Raw genomic sequence first — 24,056 nt, 5'->3', positions numbered from 1 at the left:
GATCAGACCCCCGCAGCTGCCAGCTCGGCGGCCCGCTCGGCCGCACCGTCCATGGTGTCCACCCGCTGCACGAGCGGGTTGTTCGCGCTGTCCAGGATCGCCCGGCCAGCCTCCGCGTTGTTGCCGTCCAGACGGACGACGAGCGGCTTGCTGACCTGCTCGCCGCGCTGCTCCAGCAGGGCCAGCGCCTGGATGATGCCGTTCGCCACCTCGTCGCAGGCGGTGATGCCGCCGAAGACGTTGACGAAGACGCTCTTCACGGCCGGGTCGGAGAGCACGATCTCCAGCCCGTTCGCCATCACCGCGGCGCTCGCGCCGCCGCCGATGTCGAGGAAGTTGGCCGGCTTGACGTTGCCGTGCCGCTCACCGGCGTACGCGACCACGTCGAGGGTCGACATGACCAGACCCGCACCGTTGCCGATGATGCCCACCTCGCCGTCGAGCTTGACGTAGTTGAGGTCCTTGGCCTTGGCGGCCTGCTCCAGCGGGTCCACCGCGGCCTGGTCGACGAGCGCCTCGTGGTCCGGGTGCCGGAACGCGGCGTTCTCGTCAAGGCTGATCTTGGCGTCGAGGAGCAGCATCCGGCCGTCGCCGTTCTTGGCGAGCGGGTTGACCTCGACCAGGGTGGCGTCCTCGGCGACGAACGCCTGCCACAGGCCGACGGCGATCTCGACCACCTGGTCGGCGACCTCGGCCGGGAAGCCGGCGGCGGTCACGATCTCGCGGGCCTTGGCCTCGTCCACGCCCTTCACGGCGTCGATCGGGGCCTTCACGACCTTGTCGGGAGTCTCGGCGGCGACCTGCTCGATGTCCATGCCGCCGGCGACGCTGGCGATGCAGAGGAAGGTGCGGTTCGCCCGGTCGAGCAGGTACGAGAAGTAGTACTCCTCGGCCACGTCCGCGGTCACCGTGATCATGACCTTGTGGACGGTGTGACCCTTGATGTCCATGCCGAGGATGTCGGTGGCGCGGGCCACCGTCTCCTCGGCGCCCTCGGCCAGCTTGACGCCGCCGGCCTTACCTCGGCCGCCGACCTTCACCTGCGCCTTGACGACCACGCGACCGCCGAGGCGTTCGGCGATCGCACGGGCCTCTTCCGGGGTAGTGGCGACGCCGCCGGCCAGCACGGGCAAGCCGTGCCGCTCGAACAGGTCCCGCCCCTGGTACTCGTACAGGTCCACGTTTGCGCGTCCCGTCCCGTCTCCGCGGCGCGCCGTCGCGCCGCCACCAGCGTTCAGAAAACAGTTTGACGCCTGTCATCACTTGAAACAGGCCATTGGCCGCAGCCTAGCGAGGTCGGCACCACCGGCAACCGAGCGGGTGTGCGGTGTGCGGTAATGCACAACCGGGCATCCGGCGGGGCTGCTTTCCGCTCACGGCGCGGGCGTCATCCACCGTCCGGGCGATGTTGTCCGGCTTGCGTAACCCCGCCGTGGGGGCGTCGTTGAGTCAGGTGTCGGAGCGCTGAACAGCGCGATGACGGGAGACGGCCGATGCCCTGTCGGTCGAGGGGTGGCGGCGGGGCATCGTGCATAGAGGGGCCGGACGTGTGAGGGGTGCGTCCGGCCCCTCCCCCGTGCCCGAATCCGTTCGGCAGCAGATCGGTGCGCCTCAGGAAACCGGCTGCGCGACGTTCTCTCGGACCCACTCGACAATCGCCTGAGTGGTGGCGCCCGGCGTGAAGATCTTTGCGACGCCCAACTTCTCCAACTCGGGAATGTCGCCGTTCGGAATGATGCCGCCGCCGAACACGACGATGTCGCGGGCGTCCCGCTCACCGAGCAGTTCCAGCACCCGCCGGAAGAGCGTCATGTGCGCGCCGGAGAGGACGGACAGGCCGACCGCGTCGGCGTCCTCCTGGATCGCGGTCTCCACGATCTGCTCGGGGGTCTGGTGCAGGCCGGTGTAGACGACCTCCATCCCGGCATCCCGCAGGGCTCGCGCGACGACCTTCGCGCCCCGGTCGTGGCCGTCCAGACCGGGCTTGGCGACGACGACCCGAATACGAGAGCTCATCAGCGCACACCTTTCACCGGCTTCACGGGCCTTCACCTGAACGAACGGTAACCCGGCGGACCCGGCCCGGGAAATCCGGGCCGGAAAGCCGGCTCGGCCGTCGGCCAGCCTGCGCAGCCACCGCCGTACAGGCCCACAGCCCGGAGCGGATCACCGAGGCGGTCCGGCACTGCGGCAGCGGCGGTCCGGCACCGCCGCAGTCAAGTCGGACGAGTCCGCCGGATCGGTCACGCTCGGCGACGAACGGGCAGCATCAAGGGCACCGTTTGGCGTCGCGATGCGTGACAATAATGGACGCAAACGGACAGAACGACACGCCAATTTGGCGCTCTAGCTTGTGACTCGCCTGGTGGTTGGCTAACGTGTCCACGGTTGTCATCAGGTCCATGGACGGGTGACGACGCGGTCAGCGGACGTTCACTGGAGCTTCACGAACGCCCACGGGCCGCCTCGGAACCCCGACAACGGAGGGTGTGCGTGCGCCAGCGCCTGTCGTCTGAGCCCGATCGATATCGCGGTCGTCGCCGTGTGCCCACCCCACCGCGCAGCCGTTACGCCGCTGTCGTCACCACCGCGTTCGTGGGGGCCGGCATCGTCGCCCTCGGCGCGAGCGCCCTGCCGGACGCCAAGGACGTCAGCCCGACGGTGCTCGACGAGCTCAAGCAGGCGTCGGTCACCAGCCAGGACGCCGCGGCCCGTGCGGACAACGCCGACCGGGCCTCCCGGGACAGCCGCACCAAGGACAGCGCCGAGCCCGAGGTCTGGCTACTGCCGCTGCAGGGCTACGACTTCAACTCCCCCTACGGGGTGCGCTGGGGCAAGCTGCACACCGGCGTGGACCTGGTCGCGGCCGAGGGCACTCCGTACGTGGCGATCCACGACGGGTTGGTCACCAAGGCCGGCTGGTTCGGCGGGTACGGCAACGCCGTCATCGTGCAGCACGCCGACGGCAGTGAGGCCATCTACGGTCACTCCTCCGCGGTGAGCGTGAAGGAAGGCCAGCAGATCAAGGCCGGCGACCAGCTCGGCCTGGTGGGCCAGACCGGTCACGCCTACGGCACCCACCTGCACCTGGAGATCCATGTCAAGGGCGCGCCGGTCGACCCGGTCCCCTACCTCCAGGAGCGCGGAGTGGACATCAAGCTGCAAGTCGAGGCAATTTACAGCGAGGTAGCCGCGTCCTGACGCTGCGTACCGACCGATGACCGCCCTGATCTTTTGATCTGGGCGGTTTTTCGTTGCACGTGTCCGGTGAATGTGTGCCGAGTCACCACCGCGACTGTGACCGGCGACACTCCGCCACATGATCACTTTTCCGGATGCAGCACCCCAGACCGGGTCATACGTGGGCAGTCATCACGTTGTCCATCGCCGGTGATCCGGTCCCCGCGCCTGCCCCAACTCGGCCCGACACCAGTATTTCGAGGTCAAGTGCCCCCTCGACTGTGAAGGTCCGCCGTGCAGGAAGACAGCCCCGTCCAGAACGAGACCACCCCGGACACCGCCCAGACCGAGCGACCGCAGCGCGCCCGCCGGCGGAACCGCCTCATCGTGCTCGGCGCCGCCGCCCTGGTGGCCCTCGGCCTCGGTGGCATCGCCGTCGCCACCACCGGCAGCGACCGCCCGGCACCTGCCGCCGTCTCCCTCGACGCCCAGGCCCGGGACGAGGCCGCGAGCCGGGCCGACCGCTCGGTCCGCGAGTCGAGCACCCCGGTCGCCCCCTCGGTCAGCCCGACGGCCAGCCCGTCGGCGGTCAGCGCCAGCCCGACACCCGCGAAGGCGGCCGCCGCGAAGGCCAAGCCGAAGCCGAAGAAGACCACCAAGCCCACCCCTGCCTGGGTCGACCCGATGCCGGGCGCTGCCGTCACCTCCTGCTTCGGGCAGCGCTGGGGCACCCTGCACGCCGGCATCGACCTGGCGCTGCCCTCCGGCACGCCGATCCACGCCGCAGCCGCCGGCACCGTGACGCAGGCTGGTGACGCCTCCGACGGGTACGGCAACTCCGTCTTCATCGACCACGGCAACGGCTACCTGACCCACTACGCCCACCAGAGCCGGATCGCGGTCACCGTCGGGCAGGCGGTCAAGGCCGGCCAGGTCATCGGCTACGAGGGTGCCACCGGCGACGCCACCGGCCCGCACCTGCACTTCGAGGTGCACCAGGGCATGTGGAACCAGATCGACCCGGCCCCGTTCATGCGGACACGCGGCGTGGACCTGGGCTGCTGAGGCAACGTGCAGCAACGCCGCGCGCTGCCGTGGTGACCGCCTCGACAGCGCGCCTACTCGGCGGTCAACTGCTGTTTCAGCCGATCCAGGCCGCTCTTGATCAGCTGCGCGTACTCGTCATCGCCAAGCGCGCTGATCCCCGCCTCCGCACGCTGGAGGCATTCGCGAGCACGGCCGAGGTCGCCCAGCTTTCGGTAGCACTCAGCCAGGTTGAGGTGCAATGACGGATACAGACCGGATACCGACATCGGCACCCCAGCCTGGGCAACCCGGTCGTCGGTGAGCAGGTCGGCCGCTGCCAACGCTCGCTGATCCCAGATCAACTCCTGCTGGACGTCGTCCTGTACGTCGGCCATCGAGTGCGCGAGGACGCAAACATGCAACGGATCGCCTCGCTCCCCACCGATCTCATCCCAGATCCGCGCAAACAAGTCACGGGCTGCCTGACGCTGGCCTTGATGGTGATGCAACTGCACGCCGTCGTTGATGCGGGCGAGCGTTGTATCGACAATCATCGGCGCTCCTGAAGGTTGATCTCCCAACGGTGGCTTGGATCGTACTTACCTCAGCATCTCCGTGTGTCGAGGAGAAGATCGAGCCGATCTTGCAGTTTCTGTCGCCAACATGGGCGGGATGCCCCTTATGTCGGGATAAAAAATGCAAGATCGCGGAGCAGGGCAGTCCGGGCCCGCGCGGCTTCGACGCGACGGGGTCAGAGCTTGTCGACCGGGGCGTGCCGGAGCACCAGCCACATGGTCTGGTCGCCGAAGTCGATCTGCGCACGGGCACCCGGGCCGTGCCCCTCGACGGCGAGCACCCGCCCCAGCCCGTACCGCTGGTGGTTGACCCGGTCTCCGGCCGCCACCTTCGGCCCCTGCGGCAACTCGCTGGCCGTGGTCAGCCGGCTGGCGTCCACGCCGAGCCGCTGGGCCAGTTGGGCCGCCTTCGGCGTGCCGCCGGTGAAGGTGCCACGGCCGCCGGGCGCGCGGTCGGCACGACCGCCAACGCCGCCGCCCCCGCCAGCCCACGAGGTGTACGACCCCTCGGTGCGCTCCCAGTGCACCAACTCCGTCGGCAGCTCCTCCAGGAACCGCGACGGCGGGTTGTAGGACGGCTGCCCCCAGGCCGAGCGGGTCACCGCCCGGGAGAGGTAGAGCCGCTGTCGGGCACGGGTGATGCCGACGTACGCCAGCCGGCGCTCCTCCTCCAACTCGCGGGTGTCGCCCAGCGAGCGCAGGTGCGGGAAGACGCCGTCCTCCAGGCCGGTCAGGAAGACCACCGGGAATTCCAGCCCCTTGGCGGTGTGCAACGTCATCAGGGTGACCACGCCCTGGTGGTCGGGGTCGTCGGAGGGGATCTGGTCGGCGTCGGCAACCAGCGCCACCTGCTCCAGGAAACCGGCCAGGGTGGCCCGTTCCCCCTCCTCACCCAGCGCCTCGATCCGCTCGGTGTACTCCCGGGCGACGCTGACCAGTTCCTGGAGGTTGTCCACCCGACCGGCGTCCTGCGGGTCCAGGCTCTCCTCCAGCTCGGTGAGGTAGCCCGAGCGGGTCAACAGAGCCTCCAGCACCTCCTCCGGGGTGCCGGTCTCGGCCAACTCGCGTGCGCCGTCGAGCAACGCGACGAAGTCGCCGATGCCGTTGGCCGCCCGGGTGGAGATGCCCGGCGCCTCCCGGGCCCGCCGCAGCGCCGCGCCGAACGAGATCCGGTCGCGGCTGGAGAGCGCCTCGACGCACGCCTCGGCGCGGTCGCCGATCCCCCGGCGGGGGGTGTTGAGCACCCGCCGCAGGCTCACCGTGTCGTCGTCGTTGACCACCGAACGCAGGTACGCCAGCGCGTCGCGGACCTCCTTGCGCTCGTAGAAGCGCACCCCACCGACGACCTTGTAGGGAAGGCCGACGCGGATGAACACCTCTTCGAAGACGCGGGACTGGGCGTTGGTGCGGTAGAAGACCGCGACGTCGCCGGGGCGGGTCTCGTCGGCGTCGACCAGCCGGTCGATCTCCCGGGCCACCCAGTCGGCCTCGGCGTGCTCGGTGTCGGCCACGTAACCGACGATCTGCTCGCCGGCGCCGGACTCGCTCCACAGCCGCTTGGGTTTGCGGGAGGTGTTGCGGTCGATCACCGCGTTGGCCGCGTTGAGGATGGTCTGGGTGGAGCGGTAGTTCTGCTCCAACAGGATCGTCCGCGCGTCGGTGAAGTCCCTTTCGAACTCCAGGATGTTGCGGATCGTCGCACCCCGGAACGCGTAGATCGACTGGTCGGCGTCGCCGACCACGCACAGCTCGGCCGGCGCCAGCCCGTCGGTGCCGGAGACCAACTCCTTGATCAGGACGTACTGGGCGTGGTTGGTGTCCTGGTATTCGTCCACCAGCACGTGCCGGAACCGCCGGCGGTAGCTCTCCGCGACGTGCGGGTGGGACTGGAGCAGGTGCACGGTGGTCATGATCAGGTCGTCGAAGTCCAGTGCGTGCGCCTCGCGCAGCCGACGCTGGTAGAGCGTGTACGCCTCCGCGAGGGCCCGCTCGTTGGGCCCGGTGGCCCGTGCGGCGAACTGCTCCGGGTCGACGAGCTCGTTCTTGAGGTTGGAGACCTGAGCGGCCAGCCCTCGGGCCGGGTAACGCTTCGGGTCGAGATCAAGCTCGCGGGTTACCAACTGCATCAGACGGCGGGAGTCGTCCGCGTCGTAGATCGAGAACGTCGACTTGAGGCCGGCGTGCTCGTGCTCGGCGCGCAGGATCCGGACGCACGCGGAGTGGAACGTCGACACCCACATCAGGCGGGCCCGGGGGCCCACCAACGCGGCGACCCGCTCCTTCATCTCGCCGGCCGCCTTGTTGGTGAAGGTGATCGCGATGATCTCGCCGGGGTGGACGTCCCGTGCGGCGAGCAGGTAGGCGATCCGGTGCGTGAGCACCCGGGTCTTGCCGGACCCGGCGCCGGCCACGATCAGCAGCGGCGAGCCGGCGTGACTGACCGCGTCGCGCTGTGGCCCGTTCAGGCCGTCGAGCAGCTGCTGCGGATCGAGGCGGACGGCGGCGTGCCGGGGCCGGTCCGGGCGGGCCGGCGCGGACTCCGGCGCAGGCGGGGACGCGGGGATGTCGAAGAGAGGATGCATCGCCGGACAAGTCTATGCCGCCCCCCGGACACTGCGCCTCCGGCGCTCAGCAGCTCGTGCCCGACCGCGTGCTGCCAGCACACAGCGCGCCCAGGTCGAAGAAAGATCCCCGGTGCACCGCCGAATGCTTGCGCGCCCACCGCCGACGTGGGCATACTCGACGGCGTGATCGCTGCGCGCTACTACTTTTACTACGGCACCGGGAGTCCGGCTGCCGTAGGTCGCGCCTGATCGAATCAGACCTACGAAAGCCCCGGGCTCCTGGAGTCCGGGGCTTTTCCGTCCCGGGTTCCGGGCACCGGGCACCACCGTGCGAGAGGTACCCGATGATGACAGACGTGATGGAGCAGAGCGGCGGCCCGATTCGGCCGGAGGCTGGGCAGCCTGCGGTCAACGGGCGCGAGTCGGCGGCACCCGTGTCGCCGACGGCGGAGAACGCTGAGCAGGCCGAGGCACAGACCGGCACCGAAGAGCCGTCCGCCGCCGCGCGAATCGTGCAGATCAGGGAACGGATCGACGAGATCGACCACGCGCTGATCGCACTCTGGCAGGAGCGTGCAGCGTTGTCCCAGGAGGTCGGGGTCACCCGGATGGCATCTGGCGGGACCCGCCTGGTGCTGTCCCGGGAACGGGAGATCCTGGAGCGGTTCCGGATCGCCCTTGGCGCGGACGGCACCCAGTTGGCCCTGCTGCTGCTCCGCGCGGGCCGCGGGCCGCTGTAGCCCGCTCCGACCCGCGGTGGGTCACCCGGCCCGCTGACACCTCGCGCTGCGCCATGCGGTGCCCACCCGAGGCGTAGGCCCATCCGGCCCGCCCGGTCGCTGACACCTCCGGGTCACCGGACAGACGAAACCGCCTGCCGTCGTCCTGGAGACGTCGGCAGGCGGTTTCGGTGACTCACACCTCGTGGGTGGCGACGATCTCGCGCTTCTCCGCGAAGTGGCAGGCGCTCGGGTGGTCCGAGTCCCGTCGGATCTCCAGCAGCGGGACCTGCTCGGCGCAGACGTCCTGTGCCTTCCAGCAGCGGGTCCGGAACCGGCAGCCCGAGGGCGGGCTGATCGGCGACGGCACGTCACCCGTGAGCCGGATGATCGTCTTGTTGTGCCGCTGGGTCGGGTCCGGCACCGGCACCGCGGAGAGCAGAGCCTGGGTGTACGGGTGGGTCGGCCGCTCGTAGATCTCGTCCTCGGTGCCGATCTCCACGATCTTGCCGAGGTACATCACCGCAACCCGGTCCGAGAGGTGGCGGACCACCGACAGGTCGTGCGCGATGAAGACGTACGACAGCCCGAACTCGCCCTGGAGCTGCTCCAGCAGGTTCATCACCTGAGCCTGGATGGAGACGTCCAGCGCCGACACCGGCTCGTCGCAGACGATGATCTCGGGCCGGAGCGCGAGCGCCCGGGCGATGCCGATGCGCTGACGCTGACCGCCGGAGAACTGGTGCGGGTACCGGTTGATGTGCTCCGGGTTGAGCCCGACCAGATCGAGCAGTTCGCGGACCTTGGCCCGGCGGCTGCCCTTCGGCGCCACCTCCGGGTGGATCTCGAACGGCTCACCCAGCAGGTCACCGACGGTCATCCGCGGGTTCAGCGAGGTGTACGGGTCCTGCATGACCAGCTGGATCTGCCGGCGGAGGCGACGCAGCGCCCCACCGGACAGCTTCGAGATGTCCTGGCCCTTGTAGACCACGCTGCCGGCGGTCGGCTTCTCCAGGTTCATCAGGACCCGGGCGAGGGTCGACTTGCCACAGCCGGACTCGCCGACCACACCGAGCGTCTCACCGGCGCGCAGACCGAACGAGACCCCGTCGACCGCCTTGACCTGACCGACGGTCTTCTTGAACACCACGCCCTGGGTGACGGGGTAGTGCTTGACCAGGTCATGGACCTCGAGGATGTTCTCAGACACGGTTCACCAGCTCCTCGGCGAAGTGGCAGGCGCTGGCCCGGGCGGGGCCGACCTGCAGCAGCGGCGGGACCTTCTCCCGGCACACCGGCTGAGCCATCGGGCACCGCGGGTTGAACGGGCAGCCCGGCGGAATGTTCATCAGGTTCGGCGGGAGGCCCTTGATCGTCCGGAGCTGCTGCCCCTTCTCGTCCAGGCGCGGGATCGAGTCGATCAGACCCATGGTGTACGGGTGCGCCGGCTTGGCGTACAGCTCGTACACGTCCGCTTCCTCGACGATCCGGCCCGCGTACATAACCGCGATCCGGTCCGCGACGTCGGCGACCACGCCAAGGTCGTGGGTGATCAGGATCATGCCCATCTGCCGCTCACGCTGAAGCTCGGCCAGCAGGTCCATGATCTGGGCCTGCACGGTCACGTCGAGGGCGGTGGTCGGCTCGTCCGCGATCAGCACCTCCGGGTCGAGCGCCAGCGACATCGCGATCATCGCGCGCTGCCGCATACCGCCGGAGAACTGGTGCGGGTAGTTGTTGAACCGACCCTTGGCGTTCGGGATCTTGACCTGGTCGAGCATGTCGATCGCGCGCTTCTTGGCCTCCGCGCGACTCATGCCGCGCCGGACCCGGAACTGCTCGGCGATCTGGAACCCGACGGTGAAGACGGGGTTCAGCGCGGAGAGCGCATCCTGGAAGATCATCGCGATGCCCTCACCGCGGATGCGGCGGCGCTCCTCGTCGGACATGCGGAGCATGTCCTTGCCGTGGAAGCGGACCTGCCCACCGGTGACGAAGCCGGGCGGCGTGTCCAGGATGCCCATGATGGTCTGCGCGGTGACGCTCTTACCGGAGCCGGACTCGCCGAGCACGGCGAGGGTCTCCCCCGCGTCGACGTGGTACGTGACCCCGTTGATGACCTTTGCGACGCCGTCCCGGGTGCGGAACTCCACCCGCAGGTCGTCGACCTCGAGCAGGCGGCCGGAGGGACGCCCGGACCCGCCGGGTCCCGGCGCTGACTGCTCGGACACGAGAATGTCGGACAACTGGATCTCCCCTAGCGGAGTTTCGGATCGAGGGCCTCGCGGACCGACTCACCGAGCATCACGAAGCTCAGCACTGCGGTGACGAGGAACGCGGCGGGGAAGAACACCAGCCCCGGCGCGACCCGGATGAACTGCTGCCCGTCGCTGATCATGATGCCCCAGGACACCACTGGCGACTTGAGACCGACGCCCAGGAACGACAGGGTGGCCTCGGCGCCGATGAACGAGCCGACCATGATCGTGCCGTAGACCAGCAGCGGGGCCAGGCAGTTCGGCAGCAGGTGCTTGAGGATGATCCGGCCGGTGCCGGCACCCAGCGCGCGGGCCGCCACGATGTAGTCGGCCTCCTTGGTGGCGAGCACCGAGGAACGCATCAGTCGCATCACGACCGGCCAGCTCAGCACGATCAGCGACGCGGTCACCAGGCCCATGATCTTGTTCTTGCTGTTGCCGGCGCCCGAGCCGTTGAAGGTGGTCAGGATGACGATCGCGCCGAGCACGAAGGGCAGACCGAAGAAGACGTCGGCGATCCGGCTGAGCAGTGCGTCCACCCAGCCGCCGCGGTAACCGGCGATGATGCCCATGGTTCCGCCGATGAGCAGGGTGCCCAGCACGGAGAGCACGGCGACCTGGATGGACGCGCGCGCGCCGTAGATGACCCGGGCGTAGACGTCGCGGCCCTGCACGTCGTAGCCGAACCAGCCATTGGCGGACGGCTTGTCGAGGCTGCGGGACAGCGAGCCGTTGACGGCGTCGCCCGGGGCGAACAGCGCCGGGAAGGCCGCCATCAGCAGGAAGATCACGATCAGCGTGGCCGAGATCCAGAACAGCGGCTTGCGTCGCAGGTCCCGCCAGGCATCGCCGAGCAGGCCGCGCGGCTTCTCGTTGCTCTGCGGCTGGCCCGCGGTGGCGGGGGCGGCAGAGTCGGTGGGGTGTCCGCCAGGGGTACTGACGATCGATGCGGTACTCGGGTCACTCATAACGGATCCTCGGGTCCAGGGCGGCGTAGAGCAGGTCAACCAGCAGGTTCATCACGAGATAGACCAGCACCAGGACGACCACGATTCCTACCACCGTGGCGCTTTCCTTGGTGATGATCGCCCGGAAGACCTGGCGGCCGATTCCGTTGATGCCGAAGATTCCCTCGGTGACGATCGCGCCACCCATCAGGGCGCCGAGGTCGGTGCCGAGCAGGGTCACCACCGGGATGAGCGAGTTGCGCAGCAGGTGCACCCCGACCACCCGACGCATCGGCAGGCCCTTGGCGATGGCGGTGCGCACGTAGTCCGCGCGACGGTTCTCCGCGATGCTCGTTCGTGCCACCCGGGCGATGTACGCCACCGACGCGCTGCCGAGCACGAAGCCGGGCACGATCAGCTCGGACCACCGCATCTCGGAGGAGACGGTCGGCTTGATGATGCCCCACTGCACACCCAGCAGCCACTGCAGCACGAAGCCGACCACGAAGACCGGCAGTGCGATCAGGAAGAGGGTGGAGACCAGGACCAGGTTGTCCAGGAAGCCGTTGCGCCGCAGACCGCTCAGCACGCCGGCGCCGAGACCGATCACGGCCTCGATGGCGAGCGCCACCACGGCCAGCTTCAGGGTGTTCGGGTACGAAGTCATGATGATGTCGCTGATCTCGCGCTGCGAGAACGTCTGACCGAAGTCGCCCTGGAGCAGGTTCTTCATGTAGTTGGCGTACTGCACGAAGACGTTCTGGTCGAGGTGGTACTTCTCGGTCATGAAGGCGATGTACTGGTCCGGGCAGCGACGCTCACCGCACTTGCCGGCGAACGGATCGCCCGGAACGGCCCAGACGAGGGCGTAGATCAGGAACGTCGTACCGATGAAGACCGGCACGAGTTGGAGCAGCCGTCTCAACAGATAACGGCCCATGGGGTGGTCCTCCAGACAGGGGGCGCGTCGGACGGCCGACACGGTGGTGACAACGTGCGAGTGGAGTGTTGTAACACCCACTCGCGGAACGGCCCCGGGTCGGGCTCACCGGATGTGGCGAGCCCGACCCGGGGTCAGACCGTTCGGATCAGAGCTCGACCGAGGTGATGTCGATCTCGCCGACGTTGTTCAGCTCGAGCTTCTTGATCTTCTCCGAGTGGCCGGACTGCTGGCCGTAGAAGTAGACCGGGATGCTCGGGACGTCCTGGTCGATCTTCTCGACGGCCTTGGCGAACGCCTCGTGCGAGGCCTCCAGGCTCGGCGCGGCACTGGCCTGCTTGGCCAGCGCGTCGACCTCGGGGTTGCTGTACAGACCGTCGTTGGAGGAACCGCCGGTGACGAAGAGCGGGTTGACCCAGTTCTCCACGTCCGGGTAGTCCTGCTGCCAGGCAGCACGGTACGGGCCGGCCATCTTGTAGGCGTTGATGTTCTGGCGGAAGACCGCGAAGGTCGGCACGCCCTCGGCCCGCGCGTTGATGTTGAGGTTGGTCTTGATCTGCTGCGCGACGGCGTCCATCCAGTCCTTGTGGGCGGAGTCCGCGTTGTAGTAGAAGACCATCTCACCACTGAAGCCACCGGCCTCGGCGAGCAGCGTCTTGGCCGTCTCCGGGTCGAACTTGCAGGCGGTGCAGTTGCCCGGCTTGGCGCCCGGGGTCAGCGGGTTCGCCCAGCTGTCGGCCGGCTTGCGGGTGCCGAAGAAGATCTTGTCCGAGATCTCCTGCCGGTTGACGGCGAGCGACACGGCACGACGGAGCTTCACGTTCTGGAAGCGCTTGTCGTACATCGGGAACGCGATGAACGCGGTCGACGGCGTGACGGTGTTGCGGCCCCGGTCACCGAGGTCGGTCTTCCACTTGTCACCGGCGAGCGCCGAGGTGGGGACAACCTCCATGAAGTCGAGGTTGTTCGCCAGCAGGTCGGCGTAGGCGGCGTTGTCGTCCTGGTACAGCTTGACGTCGACGTCCTTGACCTTCATCTTGTCGCGAAGGTTGTAGTCGTCGAAGCGCGTCAGCTTGATGAGGGAGTTGTCCTCCCACGACACGAACTTCACCGGGCCGTTGGCGATCGGCTTGCGGCCGAACTCTTCCGGCTTCATGGTGAAGAAGACGTCCGGCAGCGGCATGAAGGCGCTGTAGCCGAGCTTGGTCGGGAAGACCGCGGTCGGGGCGGCCAGCGTGACCTCGAAGGTCTGCTCGTCGATGACCTTCAGGCCGGACATCTTGTCCGCCGTCGGCGCCGGGGCCTTCTTCGGGCCGTCCGGGCCGTCCGGGTCGGACGTGTAGGTCTTGTCGAAGCCCTCGATGTCCGCGAAGAAGCTGCCGTTCTGCGCGCCGTTCGGCGAGTAGGCGGCCCAGTTCCAGGCGTCGACGAAGTTCTTCGCCTTCACCTCGGTACCGTCGTGGAACTTGGTACCGGCCTTGATCTTGATCGTGAAGACCTTGGAGTCCGTGGTGTTGATGGACTCCGCCAGCGCGTTACGCGGGGCCCCACCGTCGTTCGGGTACTCGACCAGGCCGGTCCACAGCCAGTCGACGATCTTGCCGCCGCCGGTCTCCGTGGTGTTCGACGGGACCAGCGGGTTCTCCGGCTGGACGCCGTGGACAACGATCGAGCCGTCCTTGCTGGCGGCAGCGTCGCCGTCGCCGTCACCGCTCGAGCAACCGCTCGCGACAAGCGCGGCAGCCGCGCTGAGCGCGATCGCGCTCGTCGCCCGCTTCGAGACTCTCATTCCGAGGGGCCTCCTCTTTCTAACCAGGTTCCGTCGTGGGTTTCACGCACGTTTGGGGGTGACACCGCCCGACCACCCCGGGGCGCGGGTCGCCGGGACCACAGGGAAGTTGGGGACACCCCTGATGTTCCGATCCGCCGGGCTCCCCCACCAACGAGGCTTGACACGACGCAGTCGACACAGCCACGGGCCGCCGAGATCGGCGGAATCGTGGTAGTGGGGCGTACGGAGTGCCACACACCGATGGTGAGGTGCTGCCACTGTGACACCCACTGGCCTCTTCCGTGAAGGTGCCGTTATCAAGCCGTTAGTTGCCCGCCACGTTGCCGATACTTGAAAAATGATCATAAAACGGTCGGCTCAGGCAGCATTGACCAGGAAATACGTTGCGCCACCCGCGCACGGGCTCTCGGCCCGCGCGTACGCCTCGGGCCCACCCGTGTCCGATCGGACGTCGTTCACCACCCACATTTCGACCCGTCCGGACTAGGTCGACTTCGGCTGCACGGGCACGATCACCGACTGGGTGGATGAGTGCGCCGAGATCGTTTGTCTGATCCTCGGCCCTCGGGCGAGGCCCGGTCAGACGAGGCGGCGATCCGCCGCCCAACGGGACAGCTCGTAGCGGTTGGACATCTGCAGCTTGCGGAGCACGTTCGACACGTGCGTCTCCACCGTCTTGATGGAGATGAACAGCTCCTTGGCGATCTCCTTGTACGCGTACCCCCGGGCCAGCAGCCGCAGCACCTCGCGCTCACGGTTGGTCAGCTGGTCCAGCTCGGGGTCGGCCACCGGGGCATCCGGTCGGGCCGCGAAGGCATCCAGCACGAAGCCGGCCAGCCGTGGACTGAACACCGCGTCCCCGTCGGCCACCCGGCGGATCGCCGCGGCCAGCTCGTCCGGGGAGATGGTCTTGGTCACGTAACCCCGGGCGCCGGCACGGATCAACCCGATCACGTCCTCCGCCGCGTCGGAGACGCTCAACGCGAGGAACTTGACCTGCGGGTGGGTACGCCGCATCGCCTCCAGCACCGCGCGCCCGCCACCGTCGGGCATGTGCACGTCGAGCAGCACCACGTCCGGTCCGACGGCGGCGATCCGGGTGACCGCCTCGGCCACCGTGCTCGCCTCGCCCACCACCTCGACGTGGGCGCCCAACTCGGCGCGCACCCCGGCTCGGAACATGGCGTGGTCGTCCACCAGGAACACCCGCAGCCGCTCGGGGCGGGCATCCGCCTGGTCGAGGTGCTCGGTCGACTGCTCGGCCATGGTCATCTGTTCCTCTCCGCTGCGGACGAGTCCCGGGAGATCGGCAGGATCAACCGAACCTCGGTCCCCTCCCCCGGACCGGACCGGATTTCGGCCCGTCCGCCGTGCCGCTTCATCCGCCCGATGATCGAGCCGCGTACGCCGTGCCGGTGGTCCTCCACGGTATCCGGATCGAAGCCCTTCCCCCGGTCCCGGACGAACACGCTGACCTGATCGGGCTCCACCTCCGCGTAGAGGGACACCGTCTGCACGCCAGCGTGGCGGGCCGCGTTCACCAGCGCCTCCCGCGCGGCCGCGACCAGCGCGCCGACCTTCTCGTCGGTCTCCCGGTCGCCGACCACCACCGCCTCCACCGTGATCGCGAAGGTGTCCTCGACCTCGGCGGCGGCCTGCTCCAGCGCGGCGGCGAAGCGCTCGCTCGGCGACGCGGTGGGTTTGTAGAGCCAGTTGCGCAGGGAACGCTCCTGGTACGCGTACCCCCGGGCCAGCCGCTGCACCATCTTGACGTCGCTGGCGTTGCGCTGGATCAGCGCCAGCGTGTGCAACACCTGGTCGTGCACCATCGCGGCCAACTCGGCTCGCTCCTGCTCACGGATGCGGCCCTCGCGCTCCGAGCGGAGCTGACTGTACGTCCGCCAGAGCACCGGCGCGGCGACCACGCCTACCCCGGCCAACCCGACCAGCGCGAAGATCACGCCATTGATCACCGCGTCGAAGTTCTGCGCCGGCGAGTAGACCGCCGCGACGCCGATGATGCCGACCGCGACCAGCACTCCCCCGCCGATGAACCGGAGCACGAAGGCCCGCCGGTCGCTCTCCTCGACGACCGCGCCGAGCCAGGGCACCGGCATCGTCTCGCCCCACTGCCGCCGCCGCTCTGGCGCGGACTGGTGCCAGATGACCCCGGCGCCGACCGCGATGATGGCCACCAGCCAGCCGGCGGTGCCCGCCGCGCCGACCGAGTCGAAGACCATCACCTGGATCAGCAGGACACCGAGCCCGATCCCCACGAACGGCAGGAGCTGCGCCACGTCGCGCCGGGGCGGCACCGCGGTGTCCCCGGGCCGCAGCGGCACCACGGCCCAGAAGGCCGCGTAGAGCAGCAGGCCGAGCCCGCTCAGCCCGAGCAGCACCATGAACGCGACGCGCACCCGCAGCACCGAGATGCCGAGATGGTCGGCGATACCGGCGGCGACACCGGCGGCCATCCGGTGCTCCGGGGCGCGGTAGAGGCGCGGGGGCGTGGTCACGGTGCTGATCGGAGGCTCCCTGGTCACGGTGGCGGGGCTGGTCGAGGTCGGTGACTCGATCGTCACACGCTGCGGCCTCCACGACCACGGGGACGCCCCCGACATTCCGGCCGCCGGATCTCAGGGTGGGGTCAGGGTCGGGTCCTGAGGTCGTTCGGGTGCACCGGGCAGCAGGATCGAAGCATGACCGAGGAAGCTGCCCCGCCACCCCGCCCGGGGTCGGCACAGCCGGAGGGCTCGTCACCGCCCTCGCCGGCCGCGACGCCTGGTGCCTGGACCGGCCCCAGCACGCCCGGTGCGCACCCGGGCGCCGCGCCTACCGATCCGTACGGCGGCTTCGGGCCGCCCGCCGGCGCGAGCTACGGCCCGGGGTTCGCGGCCGGCACCGGTTACGGGGCCGCCGGCGTACCACCCGGACCAGGCGGTGGTCCCGGTCCGTCCGCCCCGCCACCGCCTCTGGGTGGCACCGGTTTCACCTCGCGGTACGGGTTGGTCCGGCCGCGCGAGGGGCGGTATCTGGCCGGTGTCTGCGCGGCGATCGGACGAGCCACCAACACCGACCCGGTGCTGTGGCGGGTGCTGCTCGCGGTGCTCGGGTTCTTCGGGGGCATCGGCATCCTGGTGTACGTCGCCGCCTGGCTGATCATCCCGAACGAGGGTGACACCGCGTCCCCGATCGAGTCGATGCTCGGGCGCGGCCGTTCCAGCATGTCGCCGGTGACCGTGATCATCCTGGGCATCCTGGTCGCGGCCAGCTTCGGCTACATCGTCACCGACGCCTTCCGCGCGGTGCTGCTCGGCGCGGCCATCCTGGTCGCCGGCGCGCTGCTGCTCAACCGGGACAGCCGCAACCCACCGGCCGGCACCCCGGGCGGGCCGGTGCCGCCCGCGCCGACCGGCACCCCACCCGGTCCGGTACCACCGGTGGCCTGGCCGGCGCCGCCGTCGGACGCGGCCCCGCCGACCGGCCCACTCACCACGACCGCAGCACCGGGGGCAGGTGGCCATCCCGCCTACGCCACCGCGACGACGGGAGGGACGCCCACCGTGGCGTACGACGTACCGCCGACCGGTGGTCCGCAGCCGGCCACCACCGGGCAGCCGGTGTCCGGCATGGGCCCGGTGTCCGGGCAGCCGGCCGGCACGACGGCTGTCCAGCCCGGCTGGCCGGCACCGACCACGGCTTGGCCGAGCACGGCCGCACCCAGCGTCGGCTGGCCGTCGGCGCCGGTGACCGGGGCACCCGCGGCTCCGTCCGGCTATCCGACCGCCACGCCACCGTCCGCATACCGTCAGCCCTTCGCGCCGCACGGCCCGTACGCCTCAACGAGCCCGGTGCCGTCCCCGCCGCCCAAGCCACCGAAGCCGCCGAAGCGCCCGAAGGAGCGGTCGCCACTCGGTGCGGTGACCTTCTCCCTGATCTTCCTGGTCCTCGGTATGGTCGCCCTGCTCGACCTGCTCGACGTCTTCGCCATCAGCGCCTCGGCGTACTTCGCGGCGGCGTTGGCCACCATCGCGCTGGGGCTGCTGGTCGGCACCTGGTTCGGCCGGGCCCGCTGGCTCATCGCGCTCGGCCTGGTGACCGCTGCGGCACTGGGCACGGCGACGGTAGCCGAGTCGTACGACCGGATCCGAGGGGTCGACGGTGCGGTGACCTGGGCACCAACCGACTATCGCGACCTTGCCGACCGGTACGAGAACAGCTTCGGTGACGCCGTGCTCGACCTGCGCGGCATCGACTTCGCGAAGCGGGACAGCCAGATCACCGTCGCCATCAACTTCGGTCAGGCGACAGTCGTCGTACCGCCGAACGTCGACGTCACCACGGTGGCCGACGTCAACGCGGGCGATGCCAACATCTTCGGCAACCGGTCCGGCGGGTTGGACGGTCGCCTGCGGGAGTTCACCGATGTCGGCGCGGACGGGCCCGGCGGCGGGACCCTGCGCCTTTACATCCACGTCAATGCCGGCAATCTGGAGGTGACCCGGTGAAGGCTCACCGTACGGATCTGGTGTCGTTCGCCTTCGGGCTCGTGTTCCTGGCGCTGTCCGGCTGGTGGCTGCTCGCCCAGCTGCTCGGGCTCGCCCTGCCGGCGGTGGGCTGGTTCCTGGCCAGCGCGCTCATTCTGATCGGCGTCTTCGGGCTGGTCGGCGCGCTGCGCTCGGGTCGGTCGCCGCAGCCGGAGGCCACCGCCGAGGCCGTTGCCGCCGAGGCCGTTGCCGCCGAGGCCGTTGCCGCCGAGGCCGCCGCTCCGGTCTCCGGCGCGACCGCGCCCGTCTCCGGAGCCTCCGCACCGGTCTCCGGTGCCGCGGTGCCGACCTCCGGCGCGGCTCTGCCGGTCTGGGAAGCCGAACGGTCCACCTGGGACGCTCCCCCTTCGGCAGCGACACCGCAGGCACCGACCGCCGAGGTGATCCACCCGGCCTGGCTGGCTCATCCGCCGGCAGAGCCGCAGACGTCCCCGATCCCCGATCAGCCCGACGACCGACACGAGGAGCCGACCATCGGCCTCGGCACCGGGCCGGCCCCGGTCGAGGGGGACGAACCGACCCGGTCGGATCACCCGATCGAGGCCGTCCGCGACCAGGCGGACGACGAACGGGAGGGCCGGCGCGGGCAGGTCTGACCTCGGGCGCCGACCGGTGGTGGCCTACTCCACCGCTACGGCGGTGCGGCTGGCGCGAACGGGCGCATATGCTGGCCGGTGGAGATCTCGCCCTCCGCCGGCCGGCCCGTCCCGCCATGGCGGTCCCGCCGCGATTCCCGTCTCTACCCCCGTCAGGAGCCCGCCCGACATGACCCAGTCCCCCGCCGTGCGTATCACCGGTCGGTCCGGTCCGGTCCGCATCGGCGAGCGAGCCGCCCGTACGCTCGTCACCGAGCTGGCCCGGATCAACGATCCCAAGGCCGCCCTCCTGGTCGGGGCGGGCCCGGAGTCCGCAGTGCTGGCCGCGGCGATCGAGGCGCTGCTCCCCGGTGACCGGCTCACCGTGGTGCCCGTCGAACCGCTCGGCGCCACCGCGCTCCGCGAGCATGTCACCGCCCAGGGCCGTTGGGTCGCCGACCGGGTGAGCGTCGTCGACTCGCTGGCCGAGGCTGAGCCCGCCGGGGTCGTCATCGCCGGAGAGGCGTTCGTCGGCACCGCCGAGGAAACCCGCAGCGGCATCGAGGGCCTGGCGAAATACCTCTCCGACGGTGCGGTACTCAGCGTGGCGACCATCGCCACACCCGGCCGGACCACCGGGGCGGCGGCCGAGTTGGCTCGACAGGACGCCCTCTACGGCGTCGGCGCCGATCTGGTGCTGCGTAACTCGCCGCCGGTGCGGGTCTACCGGCTGCGGTTCACCCCGGCCAGCCCGGCCTCGGCCGACCGGTTGGCCCCCGCGCACCGCCCGTCGAGTGTGCCGCTGACCCGCGGCATGCACATCGACTCCAACGGCGTGGCCGCGGCGGGCATCGCGCTGGGCCTCGCGGCGCTGGCCCGGGTGGCGCGTCCGTCGTCCAAGCTCTGGCTGTTGCCGGCGCTGGCCGCCGGGCCGGTCGCCGCGTTCTTCCGCGACCCCGAGCGGGACGTGCCGGAGGACCCGACCGCGGTGGTCGCCAGCGCGGACGGCAAGGTCCTGTCGGTGCAGCGACTGCACGACGAGCGTTTCGGCGACGGCGAGTGGCTCCGGGTCGCGGTCTTCCTGTCGGTGCTGGACGTGCACGTCAACCGTGCCCCGGTGGCCGGCAAGGTGGTGGACTACTTCGTCGCCGACGGCGGGTTCGTCAACGCGATGAAGCCGGACGCCGAGCACAACGTGGCGGCGTACACCGTGCTGGACACCGCTCGTGGCACGGTGGTGGTCGCGCAGCGGACCGGGCTGATCGCTCGCCGGATCGTGCAGCGCGCGCCGATCGGCGCACTGCTGGCCAGGGGCGAGCGCTTCGGTCTGATCCGGTTCGGCTCGCGGACCGACGTCTACCTCCCGGCCGAGGCTGCGGACCCGTTGGTCGGGCCGGGCGACAAGGTGGTCGGCGGGTCCACTGTCATCGCCCGCTGGCGCTGACTACGAACGTGCAACGGGGCGCCGCTGTCCGCGGCGCCCCGTTCTGTCTGCTGTGCTGTGGTCAGGCGGTGCGGCGCTGCCGCAGCCAGAGCACCGGCCCGCTGACCAGGTAGCCCACCACGATCAGGGCGAACGTGATCCGGATGTCGACCAGAGCGCCGATCACCGGGGCCAGCCAGAGCCACGGGGGCAGCTTCACCAGGCGGGCGAGCTTGGCGTACGGGAAGCTCGACACCATCGCGAAGGCCAGCAGCGCCACCCCGGCGACCAGCACGGCACCGGGCACCGGCAGGCCGATCGCCACGGTCACGGCAAGCACCGCCGCCGCCATGGTGGTGGGCACCCCGCAGAAGAACCGGCCGTCCTTCGGCGAGACGTTGAAGCGGGCCAGTCGAATCGCGGCACACGCCGCGACCAGTGCGCACGCCACCGCCGCCGCGGCGGTGGAGACGGAGCCGGCGAGCGAGGCGTAGACCACGACCGGCGCGGCGAGACCGAACGAGCACATGTCGGCCAGGGAGTCCATCTGCGCGCCGAACGGGCTGGCCACGCCGAGCCGGCGGGCCAGCGCGCCGTCCAGACCATCGAAGGCGACGCAGGCGATCAGGCAGAGCGCGGCGATGCGCACCTCACCCTGCATGGCCAGGAAGATGGCCAGCATGCCGAGCATCAGGCTGGCCAGGGTGCAGGCGTTGACCAGGCCGAACTTCATCCGCCGGGCGATGGTGCGCTCGCCCGGGAGCAGCGGGATCGACCGGGCCGAGGCCTCGTCGGTGCGCAGCATCGGCGGCATCGCCGGGCTGACCGGCATGACCGCTTCGATCTCCGCCCGACCGACGCTCCCCGCCGGCCGGCTGAGCCGGTCCAGGCCGTAGCGACGGCGCTGCCGGTCGGCGTACCGGTGCTCGGGCGACGCCACGTCGGTCGGGAGCAGGTCGCCGTCCCGGCGTCCGACCCGGACCAACAGCACCTGGCGGGCGAACGTGCTGCTGCGGCGCAACGGGCCCGCCCAGCGACGCCCTGCGGGGCGCGGACTGTCAGTAGTACGACGCCGGCGCCATGGGGCTCTCGGCACGTTTCCTCCATCACCGGATCGGCAGACCGCCGTGTAGCGGGTGTCCGGCTGTCTCGTGCCGGACCTTGCGTGGCCCGGCAGCCGTTTTGCGGAGTACACCATCGCATAGGGGAACATGGCTTGGCGATAGCTGCCGGCGGTACTTATATCTGGCTTAAACCGCTCGAACCGCTCGATTGTTCCCATCCCGGGCCTCATTGCCCGTTTCCTCCACCATTCCCGCCTTTGACTGTACCGGAGGGTCACCATCTCGGCTCACCGAGCGGCGTGCTATCAGCCACTCTGTCCGATTGCCGAGGCAGCGATGTCGCTCAACGGCAGGTCAGCAGCTTGGCCACGGGTGAACCAGCCGGCCCGCGCCGTCGAACCTCCGGCGGACTCGGTGACCACCGCATCGGTAGGTACGTCCACCAGCACCCGATAGATCACCCGTACGCCGTGCCAGTCCAACGGACGACCCTCCGGGCCGAAAGCGGCAGGGTTGTGCAGGTTGTCCACGCCCAGGAGCTCCACCACCCGGCCCAGTTGGCCACCCTCCTCGACCAGTTCCCGAAGCAGCCCGGTCGTCGGCTGCTCGCCGTGATCGGTGCCCCCACCGGGCAGGTGCCACAGGCCGGCCCCCGGATAGCCATCCGAGATCTGGGTGAGCAGGATCCGTCCGGCCGGGTCGGTGACCAGCCCGTACGCCCCGAAGCGCAGCCGACGATCGGGGTGCGGTGGCGGCAGGGGCGGCTGCGGCCGGTGCGTTCCGGGCGGCAGTGGCGTGACCGGCAGGCCGAGCATCTCGGCGGTGAACGGTGTCAGCGTCAACCGTGACAGTTCGTCCAGGGTGAGCCAGCGAACCTGGTCGACCAGGTCGTCCCCGGCGTCGCCCGACGCGCGGTCGCGTGTCGTGAGGTCGAACATCAGCCGGTCGGTGTGCAGTGCGACACCATCCCGACGGTCGGTCACATCGGCGATCACCGTGCGCAACCGACCCACCGCGACGGTGAGCCCGGTCTGCTCGGCGACGGTGCGAACCGCAGCGCGTCCGGGGTGTTCGGCATGCGCGACAGAACCGCCGGGCAGCCGCCACATCCCGGGAAACTCGCCCTCGGCCCCGTCCCGAACCACCAGGACCCGATCCGAGTCCCGCAGAAGCCCGTAAACCCCGACTCGCCGCGCAAACCGCACTCGCCCACTCCCCCGCTTCGACCCGACCCATCGATCATGAAGTTAGCCCGTCCGCGTCGCAGCAGTCGGGCCACACCATGATCCACTCGGAAACACTGAAGGCGCGGCATCCCCGTGCTCGGGATACCGCGCCTTCAAGAGAGCCGAGTTGATCAGGGGCTACGCGAGCGAGCGCGGCAGACCAGCCCCGGCGATCACCGCGAGCCTGGCGCGACGGACGACCTCGCGCGGGCGGGGTCAGGTGAGTTGAGCTGCCTGGACCGCCTCGGCGGTCACCTCGGTGAGGTGGTGGGTGGGGAGCGCGCCCAACTCCTCGCGGCCGAACCAGCGGGCCTCGCAGGTGGAACCGCCGACGTCGGCCACGGTCAGCGGGTTGGGCTTGTCGACCACGACGCGGTAGAAGGCGCGCACCCCGTGCCAGTCGATCGGGTAGCCCTCGGGGCCGAGCGAGGCGGCGTCGCGGTGGCTGGCCACCCCGAGCAACTCGACCAGGCGGCCGGTCTGCCCGGTCTCCTCGACCAACTCCCGGATGAGGGCGGCGCCGGGCTGCTCGCCGTAGTCGGTGCCGCCGCCGGGCAGGTGCCAGCAGCCGGCGCCGGGGTAGCCGTCGGAGACCCGGGTGAGCAGCACCCGCCCGGCCGGGTCGGTGCAGACCGCGTACGCGGCGAAGCGTTGCGCCCGGTGCAGCCCGTCCGGGCCGGGCACCGCGTAGAACGAGGGGAACTCGGGCGGCTCGTCGGGCACCACGTCGGCCGAGGAGGCCGGCAGACCGAGGGCACGTGCGGTGAACGAGCGCAACGGCAGTTTGCGCGCCTCGTCGAGGGTGTACCAGCGGGCCAGGTCGGTGGGGCGCTCGCCGACCCGGTCGGCGAGGGTGCCGCCGCGTACCGCCACCCGGTAGATCAACCGGTCGGTGTGGATGGTGATGCCCCGGTCCGGGAGTGCGCGCATGTCGGCGAGCACGTCGGCGAGACCGGAGACGGCGACGGAGAGGCCGGTTTCGGCGGCGGTTTCGCGAACGACCGTGTGGTTCGGGTCCTCGCCGTGGTCGACCGCCCCGCCGGGCAGCGACCACGTGCCGGGGGTGCCGGAGCGCTCCGATGCGCGGACCAGCAAGACTCGGCCTCTTGAATCAGCACAAACTGCGTATGCCGCGATCCTGCGGAGCGGCTCGAGCAAGGTGGTCACGGAAGCAAATTCTCCCCGGGCCGGGTTACCGGAACGGAAAAGAGTCAGATTCC

General features: G+C 70.1%; 19 protein-coding genes and 1 pseudogene. 6 read left to right on the top strand and 14 right to left on the bottom strand.

Annotation, left to right across the window (positions count from 1 at the left end):
- Nucleotides 1–2: 2 nt before the first annotated feature.
- Nucleotides 3–1,181, bottom strand: a complete 1,179-nt coding sequence (gene sucC / locus ABGB10_RS25010; protein ID WP_145778988.1) for an ADP-forming succinate--CoA ligase subunit beta — start codon at nucleotides 1,179–1,181, stop codon at nucleotides 3–5.
- 430 nt (nucleotides 1,182–1,611) lie between these two features.
- Nucleotides 1,612–2,016 (bottom strand): cobalamin B12-binding domain-containing protein, encoded by a 405-nt coding sequence (locus tag ABGB10_RS25005; protein ID WP_088987674.1) that lies wholly within the window; start codon nucleotides 2,014–2,016, stop codon nucleotides 1,612–1,614.
- A gap of 477 nt (nucleotides 2,017–2,493) precedes the next feature.
- Between ABGB10_RS25005 and ABGB10_RS25000 the strand changes: the two genes are divergently transcribed.
- Nucleotides 2,494–3,201 carry a M23 family metallopeptidase gene (locus ABGB10_RS25000; RefSeq protein WP_347663384.1) on the top strand — a complete coding sequence of 236 codons (708 nt, stop codon included), beginning with the start codon at nucleotides 2,494–2,496 and terminating at the stop codon, nucleotides 3,199–3,201.
- Nucleotides 3,202–3,474: 273 nt separating this feature from the next.
- The gene (locus tag ABGB10_RS24995; protein WP_347663383.1) at nucleotides 3,475–4,245 is read left to right on the top strand and encodes a M23 family metallopeptidase; all 771 of its coding nucleotides are present in this window, start codon (nucleotides 3,475–3,477) and stop codon (nucleotides 4,243–4,245) included.
- Nucleotides 4,246–4,298: 53 nt separating this feature from the next.
- Here the strand turns inward: ABGB10_RS24995 and ABGB10_RS24990 are convergent, their stop codons facing one another.
- On the bottom strand, nucleotides 4,299–4,760 hold the full coding sequence (locus ABGB10_RS24990) for a tetratricopeptide repeat protein (RefSeq protein WP_347663382.1): 462 nt from the start codon (nucleotides 4,758–4,760) through the stop codon (nucleotides 4,299–4,301).
- A gap of 197 nt (nucleotides 4,761–4,957) precedes the next feature.
- A complete protein-coding gene (gene pcrA / locus ABGB10_RS24985; protein ID WP_347663381.1) occupies nucleotides 4,958–7,363 on the bottom strand; it encodes a DNA helicase PcrA in 2,406 nt (801 codons plus the stop codon).
- Nucleotides 7,364–7,689: 326 nt separating this feature from the next.
- Here pcrA and ABGB10_RS24980 point away from each other — a divergent pair, with 326 nt between their 5' ends.
- Nucleotides 7,690–8,085, top strand: coding sequence for a chorismate mutase (locus tag ABGB10_RS24980; RefSeq protein ID WP_347663380.1), 396 nt, complete (start codon nucleotides 7,690–7,692; stop codon nucleotides 8,083–8,085).
- A gap of 175 nt (nucleotides 8,086–8,260) precedes the next feature.
- Here ABGB10_RS24980 and ABGB10_RS24975 read toward each other — a convergent pair whose 3' ends face one another.
- The 7 genes from ABGB10_RS24975 to ABGB10_RS24945 form a co-directional block, all read right to left on the bottom strand.
- Nucleotides 8,261–9,274 (bottom strand): dipeptide ABC transporter ATP-binding protein, encoded by a 1,014-nt coding sequence (locus tag ABGB10_RS24975; RefSeq protein WP_347663379.1) that lies wholly within the window; start codon nucleotides 9,272–9,274, stop codon nucleotides 8,261–8,263.
- Nucleotides 9,267–10,295: an ABC transporter ATP-binding protein gene (locus ABGB10_RS24970; protein WP_347663441.1), complete on the bottom strand. Its 1,029-nt coding sequence runs from the start codon at nucleotides 10,293–10,295 to the stop codon at nucleotides 9,267–9,269. Before ABGB10_RS24970 ends, ABGB10_RS24975 begins: the two co-directional genes overlap by 8 nt.
- 26 nt (nucleotides 10,296–10,321) lie before the next feature.
- A complete protein-coding gene (locus ABGB10_RS24965) occupies nucleotides 10,322–11,290 on the bottom strand; it encodes an ABC transporter permease (RefSeq protein ID WP_347663378.1) in 969 nt (322 codons plus the stop codon).
- The gene (locus ABGB10_RS24960; RefSeq protein WP_347663377.1) at nucleotides 11,283–12,209 is read right to left on the bottom strand and encodes an ABC transporter permease; all 927 of its coding nucleotides are present in this window, start codon (nucleotides 12,207–12,209) and stop codon (nucleotides 11,283–11,285) included. The genes ABGB10_RS24965 and ABGB10_RS24960 overlap by 8 nt, the downstream gene beginning before the upstream one ends.
- Nucleotides 12,210–12,357: 148 nt before the next feature.
- Nucleotides 12,358–13,998, bottom strand: coding sequence for an ABC transporter substrate-binding protein (locus tag ABGB10_RS24955; protein ID WP_347663376.1), 1,641 nt, complete (start codon nucleotides 13,996–13,998; stop codon nucleotides 12,358–12,360).
- A 582-nt stretch (nucleotides 13,999–14,580) separates the two neighbouring features.
- Nucleotides 14,581–15,267 (bottom strand): response regulator transcription factor, encoded by a 687-nt coding sequence (locus ABGB10_RS24950; RefSeq protein ID WP_204946004.1) that lies wholly within the window; start codon nucleotides 15,265–15,267, stop codon nucleotides 14,581–14,583.
- A gap of 2 nt (nucleotides 15,268–15,269) precedes the next feature.
- Nucleotides 15,270–16,544: a PspC domain-containing protein gene (locus ABGB10_RS24945; RefSeq protein ID WP_347663440.1), complete on the bottom strand. Its 1,275-nt coding sequence runs from the start codon at nucleotides 16,542–16,544 to the stop codon at nucleotides 15,270–15,272.
- A 156-nt stretch (nucleotides 16,545–16,700) separates the two neighbouring features.
- Here ABGB10_RS24945 and ABGB10_RS24940 point away from each other — a divergent pair, with 156 nt between their 5' ends.
- The 3 genes and pseudogenes from ABGB10_RS24940 (at nucleotide 16,701) to ABGB10_RS24930 (ending at nucleotide 20,567) form a co-directional block, all read left to right on the top strand.
- Nucleotides 16,701–18,509 carry a PspC domain-containing protein gene (locus tag ABGB10_RS24940; RefSeq protein ID WP_347663374.1) on the top strand — a complete coding sequence of 603 codons (1,809 nt, stop codon included), beginning with the start codon at nucleotides 16,701–16,703 and terminating at the stop codon, nucleotides 18,507–18,509.
- Nucleotides 18,506–18,688 (top strand): annotated as a pseudogene (locus tag ABGB10_RS24935) (hypothetical protein); the annotation flags it as partial. The gene ABGB10_RS24940 and the pseudogene ABGB10_RS24935, both read left to right, overlap by 4 nt.
- A gap of 625 nt (nucleotides 18,689–19,313) precedes the next feature.
- A complete protein-coding gene (locus ABGB10_RS24930) occupies nucleotides 19,314–20,567 on the top strand; it encodes a phosphatidylserine decarboxylase (protein WP_347663373.1) in 1,254 nt (417 codons plus the stop codon).
- 61 nt (nucleotides 20,568–20,628) lie between these two features.
- Here ABGB10_RS24930 and ABGB10_RS24925 read toward each other — a convergent pair whose 3' ends face one another.
- The 3 genes from ABGB10_RS24925 to ABGB10_RS24915 all read right to left on the bottom strand — a co-directional run bounded on the left by ABGB10_RS24925 (nucleotide 20,629) and on the right by ABGB10_RS24915 (nucleotide 24,003).
- The gene (locus ABGB10_RS24925; protein WP_347663372.1) at nucleotides 20,629–21,567 is read right to left on the bottom strand and encodes a CDP-alcohol phosphatidyltransferase family protein; all 939 of its coding nucleotides are present in this window, start codon (nucleotides 21,565–21,567) and stop codon (nucleotides 20,629–20,631) included.
- A 348-nt stretch (nucleotides 21,568–21,915) separates the two neighbouring features.
- Nucleotides 21,916–22,815 (bottom strand): NUDIX domain-containing protein, encoded by a 900-nt coding sequence (locus tag ABGB10_RS24920; RefSeq protein ID WP_347663371.1) that lies wholly within the window; start codon nucleotides 22,813–22,815, stop codon nucleotides 21,916–21,918.
- A gap of 237 nt (nucleotides 22,816–23,052) precedes the next feature.
- Nucleotides 23,053–24,003 (bottom strand): NUDIX domain-containing protein, encoded by a 951-nt coding sequence (locus tag ABGB10_RS24915; protein ID WP_347663370.1) that lies wholly within the window; start codon nucleotides 24,001–24,003, stop codon nucleotides 23,053–23,055.
- Nucleotides 24,004–24,056 lie beyond the last annotated feature (53 nt).

Source organism: Micromonospora sp. B9E7 (assembly GCF_039871815.1).
GTDB lineage: Bacteria > Actinomycetota > Actinomycetes > Mycobacteriales > Micromonosporaceae > Micromonospora.
This window is presented reverse-complemented; position numbering and strand designations above follow the sequence as displayed.

Excerpts from the sequence above, each read along its gene's own strand:
- ABGB10_RS25005 (WP_088987674.1), bottom strand. The coding sequence starts at position 2,016 with ATGAGCTCTCGTATTCGGGTCGTCGTCGCCAAGCCCGGTCTGGACGGC.
- ABGB10_RS24990 (WP_347663382.1), bottom strand. The coding sequence starts at position 4,760 with ATGATTGTCGATACAACGCTCGCCCGCATCAACGACGGCGTGCAGTTG.
- pcrA (WP_347663381.1), bottom strand. The coding sequence starts at position 7,363 with ATGCATCCTCTCTTCGACATCCCCGCGTCCCCGCCTGCGCCGGAGTCC.
- ABGB10_RS24980 (WP_347663380.1), top strand. The coding sequence starts at position 7,690 with ATGATGACAGACGTGATGGAGCAGAGCGGCGGCCCGATTCGGCCGGAG.
- ABGB10_RS24965 (WP_347663378.1), bottom strand. The coding sequence starts at position 11,290 with ATGAGTGACCCGAGTACCGCATCGATCGTCAGTACCCCTGGCGGACAC.
- ABGB10_RS24960 (WP_347663377.1), bottom strand. The coding sequence starts at position 12,209 with ATGGGCCGTTATCTGTTGAGACGGCTGCTCCAACTCGTGCCGGTCTTC.
- ABGB10_RS24955 (WP_347663376.1), bottom strand. The coding sequence starts at position 13,998 with ATGAGAGTCTCGAAGCGGGCGACGAGCGCGATCGCGCTCAGCGCGGCT.
- ABGB10_RS24950 (WP_204946004.1), bottom strand. The coding sequence starts at position 15,267 with ATGGCCGAGCAGTCGACCGAGCACCTCGACCAGGCGGATGCCCGCCCC.
- ABGB10_RS24940 (WP_347663374.1), top strand. The coding sequence starts at position 16,701 with ATGACCGAGGAAGCTGCCCCGCCACCCCGCCCGGGGTCGGCACAGCCG.
- ABGB10_RS24930 (WP_347663373.1), top strand. The coding sequence starts at position 19,314 with ATGACCCAGTCCCCCGCCGTGCGTATCACCGGTCGGTCCGGTCCGGTC.